This window comes from Fluviicola taffensis DSM 16823 (genome assembly GCF_000194605.1).
GTDB classification, from domain to species: domain Bacteria; phylum Bacteroidota; class Bacteroidia; order Flavobacteriales_D; family Crocinitomicaceae; genus Fluviicola; species Fluviicola taffensis.
The window spans coordinates 1,922,172-1,939,609 of sequence record NC_015321.1; the positions used below are offsets into that span (position 1 = coordinate 1,922,172).

General features: G+C 37.8%; 14 protein-coding genes and 1 tRNA gene. 11 read left to right on the forward strand and 4 right to left on the reverse strand.

Annotation, left to right across the window (positions count from 1 at the left end):
- Positions 1 to 98 precede the first annotated feature (98 nt).
- On the reverse strand, positions 99 to 884 hold the full coding sequence (locus tag FLUTA_RS08415; RefSeq protein ID WP_013686441.1) for a DUF3108 domain-containing protein: 786 nt from the start codon (positions 882 to 884) through the stop codon (positions 99 to 101).
- 188 nt (positions 885 to 1,072) lie between these two features.
- On the opposite strand from FLUTA_RS08415, the gene FLUTA_RS08420 reads away from it, so the two are divergent.
- On the forward strand, positions 1,073 to 2,257 hold the full coding sequence (locus tag FLUTA_RS08420; protein WP_013686442.1) for an imelysin family protein: 1,185 nt from the start codon (positions 1,073 to 1,075) through the stop codon (positions 2,255 to 2,257).
- Entirely contained in the window at positions 2,257 to 3,630 is a 1,374-nt protein-coding gene (locus tag FLUTA_RS08425; RefSeq protein WP_013686443.1) for a di-heme oxidoreductase family protein, read from the forward strand. The genes FLUTA_RS08420 and FLUTA_RS08425 overlap by 1 nt, the downstream gene beginning before the upstream one ends.
- A gap of 121 nt (positions 3,631 to 3,751) precedes the next feature.
- On the opposite strand, the gene FLUTA_RS08430 is transcribed toward FLUTA_RS08425, so the two are convergent.
- On the reverse strand, positions 3,752 to 4,423 hold the full coding sequence (locus FLUTA_RS08430) for an OmpA family protein (protein ID WP_013686444.1): 672 nt from the start codon (positions 4,421 to 4,423) through the stop codon (positions 3,752 to 3,754).
- A 328-nt stretch (positions 4,424 to 4,751) separates the two neighbouring features.
- Positions 4,752 to 7,907 (reverse strand): S8 family serine peptidase, encoded by a 3,156-nt coding sequence (locus tag FLUTA_RS20705; RefSeq protein ID WP_013686445.1) that lies wholly within the window; start codon positions 7,905 to 7,907, stop codon positions 4,752 to 4,754.
- A gap of 154 nt (positions 7,908 to 8,061) precedes the next feature.
- Between FLUTA_RS20705 and FLUTA_RS20710 the strand changes: the two genes are divergently transcribed.
- Positions 8,062 to 8,706 carry a DUF1345 domain-containing protein gene (locus FLUTA_RS20710; RefSeq protein ID WP_013686446.1) on the forward strand — a complete coding sequence of 215 codons (645 nt, stop codon included), beginning with the start codon at positions 8,062 to 8,064 and terminating at the stop codon, positions 8,704 to 8,706.
- On the opposite strand, the gene FLUTA_RS08445 is transcribed toward FLUTA_RS20710, so the two are convergent.
- Positions 8,707 to 9,948: a hypothetical protein gene (locus FLUTA_RS08445; protein WP_148235411.1), complete on the reverse strand. Its 1,242-nt coding sequence runs from the start codon at positions 9,946 to 9,948 to the stop codon at positions 8,707 to 8,709.
- A gap of 307 nt (positions 9,949 to 10,255) precedes the next feature.
- Here FLUTA_RS08445 and FLUTA_RS08450 point away from each other — a divergent pair, with 307 nt between their 5' ends.
- The 8 genes from FLUTA_RS08450 to FLUTA_RS08485 all read left to right on the forward strand — a co-directional run bounded on the left by FLUTA_RS08450 (position 10,256) and on the right by FLUTA_RS08485 (position 17,433).
- Positions 10,256 to 12,022 (forward strand): ABC transporter ATP-binding protein, encoded by a 1,767-nt coding sequence (locus FLUTA_RS08450; RefSeq protein ID WP_013686448.1) that lies wholly within the window; start codon positions 10,256 to 10,258, stop codon positions 12,020 to 12,022.
- A 241-nt stretch (positions 12,023 to 12,263) separates the two neighbouring features.
- Positions 12,264 to 13,169 carry a DnaJ C-terminal domain-containing protein gene (locus FLUTA_RS08455; RefSeq protein ID WP_013686449.1) on the forward strand — a complete coding sequence of 302 codons (906 nt, stop codon included), beginning with the start codon at positions 12,264 to 12,266 and terminating at the stop codon, positions 13,167 to 13,169.
- A gap of 1 nt (position 13,170) precedes the next feature.
- Positions 13,171 to 13,452: a chaperone modulator CbpM gene (locus tag FLUTA_RS08460; RefSeq protein WP_013686450.1), complete on the forward strand. Its 282-nt coding sequence runs from the start codon at positions 13,171 to 13,173 to the stop codon at positions 13,450 to 13,452.
- A gap of 79 nt (positions 13,453 to 13,531) precedes the next feature.
- Positions 13,532 to 13,621: transfer RNA gene (locus FLUTA_RS08465), tRNA-Ser, on the forward strand.
- Between the two features lie 244 nt (positions 13,622 to 13,865).
- A complete protein-coding gene (locus tag FLUTA_RS08470; RefSeq protein WP_013686451.1) occupies positions 13,866 to 15,107 on the forward strand; it encodes a site-specific integrase in 1,242 nt (413 codons plus the stop codon).
- 152 nt (positions 15,108 to 15,259) lie between these two features.
- On the forward strand, positions 15,260 to 16,108 hold the full coding sequence (locus tag FLUTA_RS08475; protein ID WP_013686452.1) for an RteC domain-containing protein: 849 nt from the start codon (positions 15,260 to 15,262) through the stop codon (positions 16,106 to 16,108).
- 296 nt (positions 16,109 to 16,404) lie between these two features.
- Positions 16,405 to 16,680 (forward strand): helix-turn-helix domain-containing protein, encoded by a 276-nt coding sequence (locus FLUTA_RS08480; RefSeq protein WP_013686453.1) that lies wholly within the window; start codon positions 16,405 to 16,407, stop codon positions 16,678 to 16,680.
- A gap of 3 nt (positions 16,681 to 16,683) precedes the next feature.
- Positions 16,684 to 17,433, forward strand: a complete 750-nt coding sequence (locus FLUTA_RS08485; protein WP_013686454.1) for a hypothetical protein — start codon at positions 16,684 to 16,686, stop codon at positions 17,431 to 17,433.
- Positions 17,434 to 17,438: the final 5 nt, after the last annotated feature.

Consider the following 17,438-nt stretch of genomic DNA (forward strand, 5'->3'; position numbering starts at 1 on the left):
AAAGCACTGTATTAATCATGAACAAAAACGTGAATATTTGAACAGTTAATTTTGTTACTTCCTTGTATTACTCAAAGTTTGACTTAGTAAATCGTTTTTTACTTCGCTTTTTCTAGATCGTGTTTTAGTCCCGACCATTCTACTAAATGTAATTTCACGGAACCAACAGGAATTTTTGCTTTTACTAGAATGGGAATTCTGTTTTCATCTTTAGTTACCCAAAAATTCAAATCATCTTGTTTTTTAAATACACGACCTGTTTGAACTACGGGTGCAAATTTCATACAATTGAATTTTCCTTTTCGAATGGAAATTTTTTCATCGCCCAAGTATTTCACCTTCAAAGGCCAAATCTCATCGTCCATGAAGCATTTGAATTCAAAAGTATCTCCCACCTTAGCCGATTTGAAATTTAAGGTTCTAGCGTAATAAAAGGAAGAAATCATATCTTGAATTCCAGATGGAGTTGTGAAATCTTTTTCGCCATTATGCACTTTTTGTTTGTCTTGTTTGAAGGCGTAATCTTGCGAAAGTTTGTAGCCACCTTCTTCCACTCGTCTCACAAACTGCCACGGAAAAATTCCTTTTTTATCAATGTAACTTTCGTAAACATCATTTACCTTAAAGACGGCATTGAATCCACCTAAAGTTCTACCAGTTCCTTTTATGTGATATAAATCTCGGGAACCATTTCCTTTTTTGGTAGTTTCTTTTATTTCAAGAACTGCTTCACCAGCATCGATAAAACCGTATGTTATGCGATAACGCAATTTTTCACCGATTTGAAAAGAAGTGTTGGAAACTGTAGGTAATCCAATTTGCATGCTACTTGTTAATCCTAAAGCTAAAAGGATTGCTGAAGAAATAATCAAACTTGTTTTCATGACTCTAATTTCTATTTGTTGAGGAGTTATTTACAAACTAAATGCCAAAAATTATAATTCATCAGTTTGCTTGATTATAAGTCTTTAGCAATGTAAAAGATACAGCTAATAATTGAGTTTTAATATACCTGAAATAGGGTATTGAGTTTCGTTCTTGTTTCAGTTACTTTTGTGCCAAAATAATTACTATGAAAAAGACCATAATCGGAATATTTTTAGTGGCTTCTGCAACAATAGTTGCTTGTAAGAAGGACAAAGATCCTGTTGTTGATACTTCTGATCAATATGCTCAACAAAAATCGGACATCAAAGTTACTTATGCGAAAATGGCTTTCGCAGTTTATAAAGATTCTTATACTGCTACAGTAGCTTTACAAACTGCATGTCATGCTTTAGCTGATAGTCCTTCACAAGCAAATTTAGATGCTGCAAAAGATGCATGGTTGGATGCACGCGAAGTTTATGGTTTATCTGAAATTTTCCGTTTTGTTGATGGTCCGATTGACAATACGAATGATGGTCCAGAAGGATTAATCAATGCTTGGCCAATGGATGAAAACTATGTAGATTATGTACTTGGTGATCCAAATTCTGGAATTATCAATGACCTTGTAAATTATCCAACAATTGATGCTTCTACGATTGTTCAAGCGAATGAAGTTGGTGGTGAAACAAAAATTTCTTCTGGGTACCATGCTGTTGAGTTTTTATTGTGGGGGCAAGATTTAAGTAATACTTCAGCAGGTCAAAGACCGTACACAGATTATTTAACGACAGGAGGAACCGCTTTGAACCAAGCCCGTAGAGCAACATACTTGAAAACAGTAGTTGACTTATTAGTTTCTGCATTGGATCAAGTAAAAGATGCTTGGGATCCAGCAATCACAGGAAGTTATTGCCATACTTTCCAAGGTTTGGATAACGAAACTGCCTTGCGTAAAATGTTTAATTCGATGCGTGTTCTTGCAGGTGATGAGTTGGCAGGCGAGCGTATTTATGTCGCTTATGAAAATTCAAGCCAAGAAGATGAGCATTCTTGTTTCTCGGATAATACACACAGAGATATTTACTTGAATGCATTAGCGGTTGAAAATTTGTATAAGGGAACCTATACTTCGACAATTAACTCAGCAAATAGTGTAAACGGATATGCTTTAGAAGATTTAGTAAATGCAATTGATGCTGGAAAAAATTCACTATTGATTAATCGATTTGCAACAACAATGACTCGTATTTCAATGATGTATCAACCATTTGATCAAGCAATTACTTTACAAGCTGAGCGCCCGAAAGTGTTGGATGTTGTGACTTCATTACAACAAGAACAAGCTGATTTAGATGGGGTAGCGCTTTTATTCTCAATTGTGTTTTAATGAAACAAATATTCCTGCTTGGAATCGTATTTTTGGTAGTGGTTTTTTCCTGTAAGAAGGAAGAAACCACTCTCGTTTCTGCCTATAGCGACGATGCCACATTGATTAATTTGGCAGGAAATTGTAGCACAGGTGATCAAACATCCTATGCCTTTTCATACCAAATTAACGGATTGAGTTCTGCTCAGTCATTGATGTTTTTTGTAGGAAATTCTTTTTTCAATCAAAGTTGGGTTCAGGCTCCATCTACTACAACTGCGCGTGATGGATTAGGGCCATTGTTCAACGCAAGATCTTGTTCGGCGTGTCATTTTAGAGATGGAAGAGGTGCTCCCGAGGCAAATTCTGGACTTTTATTTCGATTAGGAAGCAATTTTGATAATTCCCCAGATGCAATTTATGGTGGTCAATTACAGGATTTTTCGCACAACTCCATTGTAGCTGAAGGAAGTATGGGAATTAACTACCAGGAGGAAGTTGGTTATTATCCCGATGGAACGGCTTATTCTTTGAGAAGACCCATTTATACTATTCCTGGTCAAAACTATGGGGCGATTCAAGGTTCAACTGCTATTTCGCCACGCGTAGGTCAACAAATGATAGGACTTGGATTATTAGAATTAATCTCTGAATCTGATATTCTTGCAAACGCAGATCCGAATGATGCGGATGGCGACGGAATCTCTGGGATTGCAAATTATGTTACGGATGTGGTTTCAGGCACTCTAACTGTGGGACGTTTTGGATGGAAAGCCAATGTAGGAAGTATTGCGCATCAAGTTGCTGGAGCTTTCAATGGTGACATAGGAATTACGAGCGTTTATTTCCCCAATGAAAATCATACAGTAAATCAACCAGCTTGTGCTGGACTCCCAAATGGTGGATCACCAGAAATCGAAGATAGTGATTTGCAAGCAGTCATATTGTATGCTAAGACATTAGCGGTCCCTGTTAGAAGAAAAACAACCAAGCCAGAGGTGAAATATGGAGCTCAATTTTTTAAAAGCACGGGGTGTGTTTCTTGTCATAAAATGGACTTTACAACTGGTTTTGGTGGAGATGTAGCACCCTTGAAAAACCAAAAAATAACTCCTTTTACAGACCTTCTCCTGCACGACATGGGACCAGGTTTGGCCGATAATGTCCCAGATCATTTGGCTTCTGGTTCTGAATGGAGAACGCAGCCACTTTGGGGATTAGGTTTGATCTCAACAGTGAATGGACATACTTATTTGTTGCATGACGGAAGAGCAAGATCCATAGAAGAAGCTATTTTATGGCACGGAGGCGAAGCTGAAAAAAGCGTTCAGAAATTCAAGAAGTTACCAGCCGATTTCCGCCGCTATTTGATTCAATACTTGGAATCATTATAGGTTTACACTTCGACTTCGCACAGTCTACTTTTTTAAAGAGTTCAATAGTTCTCAAACTCTAATCGTTAAAAACGAACAACTAAAAATTTCTTGAACTGTGTAGAATCTTTGAACTTCCTTGTCAGAGAATTGTTATTTCTGTTCTTCTATTCTGAGCTTTTCCTTGAGCTGTATTGTTATCTGCAATAGGTTTGCTTTCTCCATTTCCTTTCGCTTTAACCCGAGTAGCGTCTATTCCTTTTGAGATGAGGTAATTTCGGACAGATTCTGCTCGTTTTTGAGATAATTGTTGATTTGCCTGATTATCTCCATCACTATCAGTATGTCCATCAATTTGAATCTTGATTTCTTTTTTGCGCTTCATAATTTCGACAAGGTTATTCAAAGCTCCGTAACTAATTGGTTTTAAATCTGATTTACCCGTTTCAAATTGTAAATTCGTAAAAGAGAAAACACTTCCAGGATCGTATTCGATTACTAATTCTGCTTCTTCAAAATATTCACCTGGTTTTGCCGAGGGAATTTCCAAGGTATTGTATTCTATTTCGTCGCCAATACTTTGAATGCGGATATCGTAGATTTCACCACAAGGAAGTTGCACTACAAACTGCCCCGTTGAATTGGTAATTCCAGAAAGTTTTTGTTTGGATTTTTGACCAATGAAAGTCACCTTGTCATTCACATAGGGCTTCCCATCAAATCCTTTTACAAGTACTTTGACTGGTGCTTTGGAAACTTGCGCATAAAATGAAAAGCTTAATGCACATAAACAGAAAGAGAGTATCGTTTTCATAACTTGATTTTTATACTCAATGTCGCTCTTTCCAAAAAGTAACAAAAAAAAGCACAGCTTTTGATAACTGAACAAGCGTTAGTGCAGTTCAACAAAGGGTATTTATTTTAAGAAAGCACTCTTTTGAATACCAAATTATTATCAGCAGCGGCTGATTAGGCGAAGATGATTTAGGAGCTTTGCTTTCGAATCAGTATTCTATTTTTATTTCAGGCTACTCGTTCTTTCAGTCCGGATTGTATGATTTCTTTTTAGGAGCCCATCGTTATTGGGTGTTAAACAAAAACCTCGCATCAATCGACGCGAGGCTTTTGAAAAGAGAAACTTCTTAGTGCTTAATAACCTTTGAAGTAGCTTCATGTGAATCAGAAGTGATTCTCACAAAATACATTCCGGCAGCATAGGATGAAACTGGAATTTCAACTGTTGATACTTGGCTCGCGAGTTTATTCGAAATCAATAATTGTCCCATTTCATTGTATAACTGAATATTTGTACCAGTTGTTAATCCAAGATCACTAACAATGTGGATCAATGCCTGATCTGGATTATAGGAAATAATGTAATCGATATTTAAGTCATTTAAGCCCAAGTCACAGTTTATGGTTGTGATTTGGATTGGAAATTCAGTTGTATCAGCACCACATGTATTGGTTGTTATCAACTGTACGATTACTGTTCCATCATTTTGAAAAGTTGCCGTTGGTGAAGAACTATTAGAGGTTGCAGGAATTCCACCAGGGAAAGTCCAACTAAAACTGTCCGCCCCAGTTGAATTACTTCCATCAAAAGAAACAGAGGTTGGACAAGCAACAGTACTATCTACAAATTCAATGGTTGCAACTGCAGGATCGTCCACATTGATGGTGATTGTTGTAGAATTTGAACATGATCCAGTTGTACCAGTTATTGAATAAGTCGTCGTAACAGTTGGAGTGGCAGTTACATTTGATCCAGTAGTTGCAGATAAACCAGTTGCGGGAGACCACGCAAGCGAACTCGATCCAGAAGCGGTTAATGCAGTGCTCGCACCATTACAAATGGTATTGTCTCCACTCACACTAATAGTTGGAGTTGGACTTACTGTAATTGAAACAAACGCGGAATCAAACAAAGAACATCCGCCACCAATCGTATATAAAATGGCATTGTATGTTCCAGGTGTACCGTAAGTTACAGAAGCTGTTGGTGCAGAAGGAACAATAGTTGGCGTTCCTCCTGGGAAACTCCACAACAACGTGTCTTGATAAGTACTTCCAGCAGCATTAAAATTCACAGAATTTCCAGCACAAATAGTTAGGGTACTTGGTGTGATAATCGCTTGAGAAGGTGTATTTGTCAAGAAAGGATGAATAAATAATGAAACACCCAAGTTCCATGTTCCTGCTGTTCCATATTGATACCAGGTATTGTTTGATTGTTGTTCCCAAGTTGGGGAAGGAGATGTTTGCCCGTTGGAATTGCTGACGATACTTAAAGTGTCTTTCACACCTGCTGACCATTGTAAATTCGTTAAGCCTAAAGCCACGAAGAATTTTTTGGATGCAGGCAAGGTGATAGGATTGTTTACAAAACTTGCTTCTGTATAAAAATTACCATTTACGTCACTCATAATCTGACCCATTGTTAAATTCGTACTTCCGAGAAGCGCTCCTGGAGTTCCAGTGGTTCCATCGTAAATATTTATCGGGACAATTTTAGCTGGATTAGCTGAATAAGCTAAACCAAATGCAACATATACATTATTCAAAATAGTGTTGGGAGAAGCAGATGCATCAAAATACATCGCTTTTTGCTTGTCAAGAGATGCATTCATTCCATTAATCCACCCGTTTGCGGCAAAGGTTGCTCCTGTGTAGTAATTTGCACCTGTCCAACCAGCTGGTGTAGGCAAATTAATTCGCTGACAAACCGCCGCCGCACTTACTACAATATACCCTGTTTTTGTTTCCGTATCGGTACCGTTTGCATTTGTTGCAGTAAGAGATACGGCATATGTTCCAGGTGTATTGTACGTAATCGAAGGAGGATTTTGTCCGTTGAAAGTCGCTGGTGTTCCACCTGTGAAAGTCCAGTTCCAAGATGTTGGATTATAAGTGCTTAAATTGGTAAATAGAACAGATCCTCCAGCACTGATTGTCGTAAAATTCGCACTGAAATCTGCAACTGGCGGATTGTTTAAAGAAGTTGCTACACATGCCATCGCAGCGGCAGCATCAATTCGTCCACTTCCAAGTTGTCCAATAAATGAAGGGTTTTGTGCATTGATATTTGCCGCCGTACTGATCAAACAGTTAATTAAAGCGGCATTTGGCATATTTGGATTCAATGATTTCATCAATCCAGCCAAACCAGCAACCATAGGAGAAGCCATAGATGTTCCCGACTTGTTTCCGTAAGTGTTTCCAACTGTTGTGCTGTAAATGTTATTTCCTGGAGCCGAAATATCTATCCAAGTTCCGTAGTTTGAAAAGCTTGCTTTCGTATTTGAGCTCGTTGTTGCAGCCACAGAAACCACATTGTTATATGCAGCAGGGTAAAATTGCGTATTTACGTTGTCATTTCCTGAAGCAGCAATTAAGATACATCCTTGACTAACTGCATAGTTTACCACATTTTGTCCAGTAGTTGAAGCTCCTGGACCACCCCAACTCATATTAATGATATCTGCACCACTTGCTGCAGCATAAACAATTCCGTCATATCCATTTGTTACTTGACCAACCGTTGTTGTTGATTTCACGCACATTAGTTTACAGCTGAATCCGATAGAAGCTACACCAACACCATTATTTGATCTTGCTGAAGAGATTCCTGCCACGTGTGTTCCGTGATCGTATGCACTGCTTGGAGGATTTGGATTGTTATCATTACTTCCAACATCATATCCGTTGATGTCGTCAATATATCCGTTATTGTCGTCGTCAATATTATTTCCTGCAATTTCGCCTGTATTTACCCATAAATTTGGAGATAAATCGGCATGTGTGCGCTCAACAGCATCATCTACAATGGCAATAACAACGTTACTTCCAGTTGAAAAATAGTTCCATGCAGTTGGTGCGTTGATATTGGTTAACCCCCATTGAGAGCTGTATGAAGGGTCATTTGGTGTTAAACAGAATTTATCCAAAGGAACTTTTTCTGCATATTCAACACCGACCAAATTTTCCAAATCTTTGACACATTTTTCAACATCTTGAATCGATGAAAACTCTAATAAATAAGTGCGTTGTAAAACGGGAGAAGTTTTCGCTGCATGAAAAGGTTTTGAAAGATTGACAAAACCATATTTTGCAACGATTTGATTTAATCCTGGAATAGATTGTACTGGAATTTTTGTTGGATCTTCTTTTAATGGTTGAGAAATTCGGATTTCATTTGTTAGTTTGAACCAGATTTTTCCATCCTGATAGTTTACATGAACTGTTTGTGCAAATATGCCAAAAGGAATAAGTGCTAGCAATGCTAGTAGTTTTTTCATAAGAGAGTATTAATAGTTTAGCAAATGCAATTTACAATAAATAGTTGTATAGCAAATTAAATTTCAGAGGATTATGTATCTGTATGATGTTAGGTTAGTAAAAGATTGAGATTGTATGAAAAACATTAATTTAGAATGGTCAATAATTCAGTAAATGAAAATCATTCGGTTTAAAATTCTTTTAATCTTTATAATTTCCTTTATAGTCGGAACTTGTTTCTACGGTTTAAACTGGTCGATTCAAGAAAGCATCGTTTTTTCATGGCTCACTTTTGGGGGATTGTATCTTTTGGAAAGTTTGATTACGATTATTCGAATTCCATCAACACAAATTCCTTCGCGTGCAAAGGATGAAGATTTGGGTGTTTGGATGCAATTTATTGTTTTGGTGATGACTTGCGCAACAGCTTTAATTGCCATTATTTTTTGGAACAGTGATAACAACATTCATTTTACCAAACACAGTACACTTCATGAGGTTTTCTTCATTGCTTCAGTTACTTTAGCTTGGATTGTTTTGCACTTGTCATTTACTTTTCGCTATGCCCATTTGTATTACGGAGATGAAAATGAAAAATACGTCAAACACGCTCGCGGATTGGATTTTCCAGGTGATACCCACCCCGATTACTTTGATTTTGCATATTACTCATTCACCATCGGAATGACCTTTCAGGTTTCAGATGTGGTTATTAAATCCAAAGGATTGCGCCGTTTGACATTGGGACATTCCGTGCTTGCATTTTTCTTCAACACGATTTTAATCGCCATTACGATTAACGAGATTATTAATTTGTGATTACTCAGCTACTACAGGAACTTCCTCTTCTTTCGGCTCCGGAAAAACAATCGTTTTCTGTAATTTCTTAGTAGGGACAAATGGCTCGCTGGTTAGCGGAAATAATTCCATCAACTCACCGCTGTAATAGAATTCGTAGCACAAACCACCAAACGTATATTCTTTGTCACCCACTTTGAAGGTTGATCCTCCAACAGATGGGTTTTTCTTTGGCTTGCTTTTTTGATATCCCAAATTGTATAATGTACCCAAAATTTCAGGTCGGTATGCTAATGTAAACCCTTCTTTCTCCCAATGTGCTTGAAATTGACGCAGGAAAAATGCTGTATACAAATAGGAATAGAAATGATCTCCACCCTTCATCAAACGTTGAATTGTTAAATGCTTATGTGCTTCGATGGTATCATTCACCAATTCTGGGAAAGAATCTTTTACATTCAAACATTTTTGATAATAATCTCCGGGATAAAAAGGACTCGATTTTTCGTATAAATTCCGTTCGATTTTCAATGCCGTATTTTGAAGAATTCCCGTAACACCATATCCTCTGTTGGTTGTCATAATCAGACGGTTATACGGAATGACATATTTCTTAAATTGTTCTCTGGAAGAGTTGAACATTCGAATTTGTTCTCCTACCAAACACATCACAATCAAGCGGGATTCAACACCTGTTATTCTTGAAACAGAATCAATGGACGCACTATCGGCTTTTACGACCTTGCAAAATTCTTTCCATTCGCGGTAATTTGCCCAAGGATAGATAGACACCGAAGCTTCTTTGGATTGATCTTCGATACGCTGAAGTTCACGCATATATCCTTTGTGCTTTTTCATGCGTAAATTCGCGGCATCGAGCATTCTTAGAGCAATGGTGATATCTCCTGAACGGTGTAAGGCATCCAAAATCATCTTGGCATTGTGTGGATAGAACTTAGCTAGAAGCCCCACATTTTGATACATCTGACGTTCCTGTTTTGCAAAAGTCAAGCTGTCGGTTTGGAAACCTTGATTGTATTTCCCTGCCATTTTTGAGAAATAACGACTATTCAAATCCACATTTCCACCATCATTGGTCCATTTGAATTTGGCTGCCAAAGCAACAGTAATCAATGCCAACGCAAATAATGCTAATAAATGAATAACTCCAAAATAACCGCGACGCATCCATTTTTTGAATTTGCTTCTAGGTTTTTTAAGCTTTTCTGTTTGAGCTTGGATCGGAGAATCAGGATTTTCCATTATTTGGTTTAAAATTTTTGCAAAAATAAAAATCTGTTGCGATAAATGATGAGAAAGGGGATTCAAAGAATTCAAAATGATTTTATTCCGCGGATTTAATTGAACAAAAGGAGATTGTGGATATGTGATATTAATGATATTTCCATTTTTTGAATCTAAAACGCTTCTTTTTCGGTAGATTCCTAGATGAGAATATCCCAACTTTTTATTACTTTTGCACCTCCTGTTGAAACAACAATTCAGACTCAGTACATTTTTTCAAAACATTCATTCTTCAGGAGAAAAAACACTCATATTTTAGATATCCATGAAAATTCTCGTATCCTATTTAAAACGTTACAAGGGGCTCGTTTTCCTTTCTATGATGCTAGCCAGCGTCAACCAAGTTTTCTCACTTCTCGATCCATTCATTTTCGGAAAAATTCTCGACCGTTATGCTTCACACAAAGATGATTTTGCTCAAAGCGAATTCTTAGCTGGAGTAGGTGTTCTAATTGCCGCTGCTGTTGGTGTTGCGATGGTGAGCCGTATTGCAAAAGCCTTTCAAGATTATACGGTAAATCTCGTTATCCAAAAATTGGGAGCGGATATTTATACTGATGGATTGAAGCATACGTTACAAATTCCATTCAACGAGTTTGAAGACAAACGAAGCGGTGAAACACTAAATATTCTACAAAAAGTGCGTATTGATACTGAAAAGTTCATCATGAGCTTTGTGAATATTCTCTTTACTTCCATTGTAGGATTGATTTTTGTTGTTGTATACGCTTTAAGTGTTCATCCTGGATTGATTTTGGTTTATCTTGGATCTGCTTTGTTGCTGAGTTTTATCACGAACAAACTATCAAAACGAATCAAAAAAGTACAAACAACAATTGTGAAGGAGACGAATCAATTGGCAGGAAGTACCACAGAAAGTTTGCGCAATATTGAATTGGTGAAGAGTTTGGGATTGGCAACTCAAGAAACAGAGCGGCTCAATGAATCTACTCGTAAAATTCTATTATTGGAATTGAAAAAGGTGCGACAAATTAGAAGTATCTCTTTCATTCAAGGGACTTTTGTGAACTTCATGCGTCAATCTATCATGTTCTTTTTGATGTATCTGTTGTTCAAAGATACTTTGACATTGGGTCAAATCATGACACTTCAATTCTATTCATTCTTCATTTTCGGCCCATTGCAGGAAGTTGGGAACGTAATTATTTCCTACCGTGAAGCAGAAGCATCCTTGAATAACTTTGAGCAAATTATCAATACCCCAGTGGAGGAAAAACCAGTAAATCCGAACAAACTGAATGCAATTGAAAAATTAGCCTTCAACCAAGTTAGTTTCCGTCACAAAAGTGCTACTTATGATGCTTTGAGTTCCATTTCATTTGAAGTAAACAAAGGAGAAACCATCGCATTTGTTGGTCCAAGTGGATCGGGGAAAAGTACGTTGGTGAAATTATTGGTTGGTTTGTACAATGCACCGTCTGGAGAAATCACTTACAACGGAGTGAGTAGTAAATCCATTGATAAAGAAGAATTACAGCAGCAATTGGGTTTCGTAACGCAAGACACCCAATTATTCTCAGGAACAATCAAAGAAAACTTGTTGTTCGTAAAACCGAATGCAACGGACGAAGAAATCAATGAAGCATTGCGTAAAGCATCGTGTACGAACCTCATCGCACGCAGTGAAAATGGTATTGATACCGTAATCGGAGAAGGCGGAATGAAGTTGAGTGGTGGTGAAAAACAACGTCTGTCAATTGCTCGTGCATTGCTGCGTCATCCACGATTAATGGTTTTCGATGAAGCCACTTCCGCTTTGGATTCTTTGACAGAAGAAGCAATTTCGAATACCATTCGTGAGATTACAGACAAAAAAGAACATATCACTGTTCTAATTGCACACCGTTTATCAACGATTATGCATGCAGACCGCATTTTTGTGTTAGAAAAAGGTGTCATCATCGAAACTGGAAAACACAGCGAATTATTGGATGAAAAAGGCCTTTACTACGCCATGTGGAGACAGCAGATTGGTGAACGACGTGATGATGTGACCTTAGCCACAAATTAACAATAGGATTTTTATTTCCCGCAAATGCTCAAATAAAAACCTCGCCTAATGCTTACGCTGAAGCTTCAGCATAGGCGCACCGGTCTCGCAGTGCTTTCAGTGTGACTGGTAAGTGCCCTTAAAATTTGTGCTAAAACATGTGATTGAGTTGGTTTAGTTAATCTTTTGAGCTCGAATTACGCTTTTCCTTTTTGTATAATACCCATTTAAACCTTAACTTAACCTGATAAAGTAGGGTGGTATGGATTACATAGATTATTATAAAATTTTAGGCATTGAAAAGAATGCAACTACAGATGAAATCAAAAAAGCGTACCGGAAATTAGCCAGGAAGCATCACCCAGATTTGAACCCCAATAATCCCGAAGCAGTCAAGCTATTTCAACAGATTAATGAAGCAAATGAAGTCTTGAGCGATCCTGAGAGCAGAAAGAAGTTCGACCAGTATGGAAAAGACTGGAAGCATGCTGAGCAATTCGAACAGGCCAACAAGCAGCAACAAGCATCTAGCTCACAAAACCAAGGCAATCCATTTGGTGGTGGTGAATACTTTTCTGGTGATGATGGTGACTACTCCGATTTCTTCTCCTCGATGTTTGGCAATCGTGGTGGTGGTAGACAAGCAAAGTTCAAAGGTCAGGACTTTCGCGCATCCGTTCAGCTGAATTTAACAGATGCCTCAAAAACTCAGAAGCAAACATTTACGGTGAATGGAAAGAATATACGCATTACTGTACCCGCAGGAATTGAAAACGGACAGGAAATAAAACTTGCAGGATATGGAGCTCCTGGTGCAAACGGTGGACCTAACGGCGACTTGTTTATCACTTTCGAAATAAATAACAATACCCCATTTACCCGCAAAGGGAAAGATTTGTATACGAATGTATCCTTAGATCTCTATAAGGCACTGTTGGGTGGGGAAGAAATGATTGATACACTAGACGGAAAGGTGAAAATGACCGTAGCTCCTGAAACTCAAAATGGCACGAAAGTCCGATTGAAAGGAAAAGGGTTTCCTGTTTACAAAAAGGAAGGTGAATTTGGGGATCTTTATGTGACGTATCAAATTCAACTCCCAACAGGTCTGACAGCGAAGGAAAAAGAATTGATTGAACAGCTTTCTAAAGAACGTAAAACGAATTAACATGGAAAAGGCAACTAGTATATCCATAGAGCAATGCTGTATTTATTACAACATTGAAACAGCATTCGTGCAAAAGCTCAATGAACACGGCTTAATTGAGTTAAGTCATGTCAATGAGACGGTATTTATCACTTTTGAACAATTATCAGATTTGGAAAAATACATGCATCTGCATTATGAACTAGAGATCAACTTAGAAGGTTTGGAAACCATTAAACATTTGCTAGATAGAGTTCATCATCTTCAGAAAGAAGTAAACCGGTTAAAAGGAGAAGTCGGATAAATCATAATATTCAATCAAACTCTGTTTCAAGGATTGTATTGATTCAAAGAAAAAGTGTATTTTTGCACTCCACTAAAATAGAGAGGTGTCCGAGTGGTTGAAGGAGCTACCCTGGAAAGGTAGTATACGGGTAACTGTATCGAGAGTTCGAATCTCTTCCTCTCTGCCAAGTGAATTTCAAAATTCATCAAAACCCTGTAAAACTCAACGTTTACAGGGTTTTTAGTTTTTGGTAAATATCAAAAAACACCAAAAATTATCAATCCAAAGGTGAGTCATTCGGGAGTCCTAATGTTTCCGAAAAAAGACTCACCAGAAAACGCTGTAAGCCTTGACCAGTAAGGAGTTCAAATTTTGAACATCTTGTTTTGCATTTGTGAGGAACATACATTTACTAACTTAAAATGTGTTTCATGCAAACAAATTTTTCATTGTTGATTTTCCTCAGATTCGGAAAAAACAATCATACAAACCAAGCATCCGTAATGGTAAGAATTACAACCAGCGGACAACGTGCAGAATTTTCAACTGGTCGTAAATGCGAAAAAGCACTTTGGGATCCCAAAGCAGCAAAAATGTCTGGGAATAAAGCCGAGGCAAAAGCCTTCAACATGTATCTCGATACCATTAAGGCACGCATTTATGAAATCCACCGCCAAATGATTCTCAACGAGGACCTCATTACTGCCGAATCCATTAAAAACAAGTACCTAGGAAAAAACGAAAAACCACGTTTAATCATGGAGATTTTCGCTGACCACAATAAACGAATGGAAGCATTAATAGGCCAAGAGTTTTCTGCAGGCACTTTTGAGCGCTACAAAACATCCTATAAACACACCTTGGATTTCCTGGAATGGAAGTACAGCACAACAGATTTTGACATCCGGAACATTAACCATGCTTTTATTACAGATTATGACTTTTACCTACGCACAGTACGTAGGTGTGCCAACAACACTACTATCAAATACATCCGTAATTTTCAGAAGGTAGTGCGGATTTGTTTAAAGAATGGTTGGTTGGCAAAGGATCCTTTCGTCAATTATTCAGTTAAGTTAAAAGAGGTTACACGCACATTTCTAACCGAAGAAGAAATCGAAGCCATCCAAAAGAAGAAATTCGTCAGTGGTCGTTTAGACCAGGTGCGCGATATTTTCCTCTTCTCCTGTTTTACTGGTTTGGCTTATGCGGATGTCAAAGAATTGAAGAAGTCCGATATTCAGAAAGTCATTTCTGCTGAAAAATGGATTATGACCAAACGTAAAAAGACTGATACTGTTTGTAATATCCCTGTACTTCCACCTGTTGAAGAACTCATTCAGAAATACAAGGACGATCCACGTTGCGAAAACGCGGATTGCTTGTTGCCAGTAATTAGCAATCAAAAAATGAATTCGTATCTGAAGGAAATCGCTGATGTTTGCGGCATTCAAAAAGAACTCACTTTTCACATCGCTCGTCACACATTTGCCACAACAGTAACTCTTACCAATGGCGTTTCAATCGAAAGTGTCAGCAAAATGTTGGGACATACAAACTTGAAGACAACGCAACATTACGCCAAAATTCTAGACAAGAAAATTGGAGACGATATGCGTTCGTTACATGAAAAATACACGAAGGTTACGTCTGTAGAAAAGGAAGTTGGTTGATGCCTTAAATCATAAAGCCCTGGTTTTCAACTAGGGCTTTTGGTTCAATTTGTTAAGTTTTGATAATGAAGTAACATTTTAAGAATTATGGAGTTTATACAAAACACCAAAATTTCATTGATGCTACTTAACTGACTTAATCCGGAACCACCATGAAGGCTTTTTTTGAAAAGCTCGAGTTAATATTCACTACTGAGCTATCCACTACAATAGAAAACACTGCAGAAAATCGAACGATTGTTGCCCTTGAACTCAGTCAAAAGTTTTTAAGGCAAATAAAAAAAGAGTTGGTCGATGCGAAGTTCAGTATTGAGGTAGATGAAATTGAATTCTTCCGGGAATTGAAACCGCGTATGCATGCGCAAGTCTACTATTTTAAATCGCTCCTTTCTGCAGAACAAAACTTTCCGATCGGAACCGATAAAATCAAAAAACAATTCTTGAACAAACATCTGGAGCGTTTCCATATTTTCTTTGAAGAGAACAAAGACTTCATTCGCTACTATCGTTCTGGCCAAACACATTTAGACAGTGTTTACTTTGTTCGCCAAAATGCGCACTTACATAAAAACATGGAACACGATTTTTCAGAAATTGACTTTCGGTGGAATACTGGCTACGACCTCATCTTAGCAAAATGTATGGCCTATGAAAAATTAGAGCTGCACATCAAGAACGAGTTAGCTAGAATTGAGAAGTATGACGATATAATGGCCTCACCTTTCAATTCGTTCGTTGCCCCAAAGTCGAAACTCAAATGGACTGATTCCAAAACCGCACTCGTAGAACTCGGCTATGCTCTACATGCAAATGGATCCATAAATAATGGCAACGCAGATTTAAAAACAGTCATGAATACCTTGCAAGAAATGTTTCAAGTCGAACTGGGCGATTATTACAAAATCTATCACGAAATCAAATCTCGAAAAATAGTTCAGTCAAAATACCTTTGTCAATTGATCGAGTCCTTGAACAACAAAATCGAATCAGAAGAGCAATAAATCCCTCGTCAAACACAAATTTCATCAAACACCTGATATCGGACGACATCAGGTGTTTTGATTTATCAATTTCACTATTCCAATGAAACTAGGCAATTTATCCATTCTGAATTTCATCTTGCCTACAGCTCTTACTCGGTGATTTATATTTGAATTCCAATCCAAACACCTCACAATCTCCGAGTTTCCGTTGTGTGCTATTCTTTTTGCATGAAAATATTACCGAGGTCGGGTTTTCATGGTGAATTAAAAAGTGTCAAACTAGCCAATTTTGTTTCAAATCAAATGGAATAAGTATGTCACTCGAAATTGTAACCAAAGAAGATCTGCACGAATTCAGAAAGCAGTTATTAGTGGATTTGAAAGAAATCCTAAATCCTAAAATTCAACCTCAAAAACCATGGTTGAAAGGCTATGAAGTCAGAAAGTTGCTCAACATTTCTCCAGGCACTTTACAAACCTTGAGAACAACAGGAGTTTTAGCGCACACCAAAATTGGCGGAACCCTGTATTACGATTTTCTCAAGATCGATGAACTAATGCGCAGCAACATGAAATCATTAAAACGCTAGGTCATGAATTACATCAAGCACCTCACAGGTTTTTTTGAAAGAATCATTCAAGAAGACCGGTTGAATCCAACGCACATTAGTCTTTACGTTGCACTATTCCAGTTCTGGAATGTGCAGCGTTTCAGAAATCCAATCAGCATCAATCGTGAGGAAGTCATGCGTTTAAGTAAAATTGCATCAAAGGCAACCTACCACAAATGCATGCGCGAATTAGATGAATTGAAATACATTACCTACGAACCATCTTACAATCCATTCCGCGGAAGTTTAATTACGCTTCATGATCTTGAATTAGACCAAAAAGCAGTTCAAAAAAAGAACAGGATGAATACCAATAAGCCGTTCAATAATCAAACAAGTAGTGAACAGGTTATTAGTCAACTTCCTGAACCCATAAACGAGCCTTCTATAAACAGTAATAAACTAACTAAACCTATTAAAACAAATATTGGGGCGAAATCCCGAATAAATTCGGGATCGCCCAACGAAAAACGCCAACGTTTTTCCCCTCCCAAAATCGAAGAAACAGAAATTTTCTTTCTAGAACAAAAGTCCTCTAACCAAGAAGCTCAAAAATTCTTCAATTACTTCGAATCAAATGGTTGGTTGGTCGGGGGTAAAACCAAAATGAAAAATTGGAAAGCTGCAGCGCGCAATTGGATTATCAATTCGCGCAAATGGAATTCCTCCGAAACTCCACAGTCCGGAAACCTCCATACCAACCCAAATAAAGATTACTCGGTTCCCCTTTAACCCCG

Excerpts from the sequence above, each read along its gene's own strand:
- FLUTA_RS08415 (WP_013686441.1), bottom strand. The coding sequence starts at position 884 with ATGAAAACAAGTTTGATTATTTCTTCAGCAATCCTTTTAGCTTTAGGA.
- FLUTA_RS08420 (WP_013686442.1), top strand. The coding sequence starts at position 1,073 with ATGAAAAAGACCATAATCGGAATATTTTTAGTGGCTTCTGCAACAATA.
- FLUTA_RS08425 (WP_013686443.1), top strand. The coding sequence starts at position 2,257 with ATGAAACAAATATTCCTGCTTGGAATCGTATTTTTGGTAGTGGTTTTT.
- FLUTA_RS08430 (WP_013686444.1), bottom strand. The coding sequence starts at position 4,423 with ATGAAAACGATACTCTCTTTCTGTTTATGTGCATTAAGCTTTTCATTT.
- FLUTA_RS20705 (WP_013686445.1), bottom strand. The coding sequence starts at position 7,907 with ATGAAAAAACTACTAGCATTGCTAGCACTTATTCCTTTTGGCATATTT.
- FLUTA_RS20710 (WP_013686446.1), top strand. The coding sequence starts at position 8,062 with ATGAAAATCATTCGGTTTAAAATTCTTTTAATCTTTATAATTTCCTTT.
- FLUTA_RS08445 (WP_148235411.1), bottom strand. The coding sequence starts at position 9,948 with ATGGAAAATCCTGATTCTCCGATCCAAGCTCAAACAGAAAAGCTTAAA.
- FLUTA_RS08450 (WP_013686448.1), top strand. The coding sequence starts at position 10,256 with ATGAAAATTCTCGTATCCTATTTAAAACGTTACAAGGGGCTCGTTTTC.
- FLUTA_RS08455 (WP_013686449.1), top strand. The coding sequence starts at position 12,264 with ATGGATTACATAGATTATTATAAAATTTTAGGCATTGAAAAGAATGCA.
- FLUTA_RS08460 (WP_013686450.1), top strand. The coding sequence starts at position 13,171 with ATGGAAAAGGCAACTAGTATATCCATAGAGCAATGCTGTATTTATTAC.
- FLUTA_RS08470 (WP_013686451.1), top strand. The coding sequence starts at position 13,866 with ATGCAAACAAATTTTTCATTGTTGATTTTCCTCAGATTCGGAAAAAAC.
- FLUTA_RS08475 (WP_013686452.1), top strand. The coding sequence starts at position 15,260 with ATGAAGGCTTTTTTTGAAAAGCTCGAGTTAATATTCACTACTGAGCTA.
- FLUTA_RS08480 (WP_013686453.1), top strand. The coding sequence starts at position 16,405 with ATGTCACTCGAAATTGTAACCAAAGAAGATCTGCACGAATTCAGAAAG.
- FLUTA_RS08485 (WP_013686454.1), top strand. The coding sequence starts at position 16,684 with ATGAATTACATCAAGCACCTCACAGGTTTTTTTGAAAGAATCATTCAA.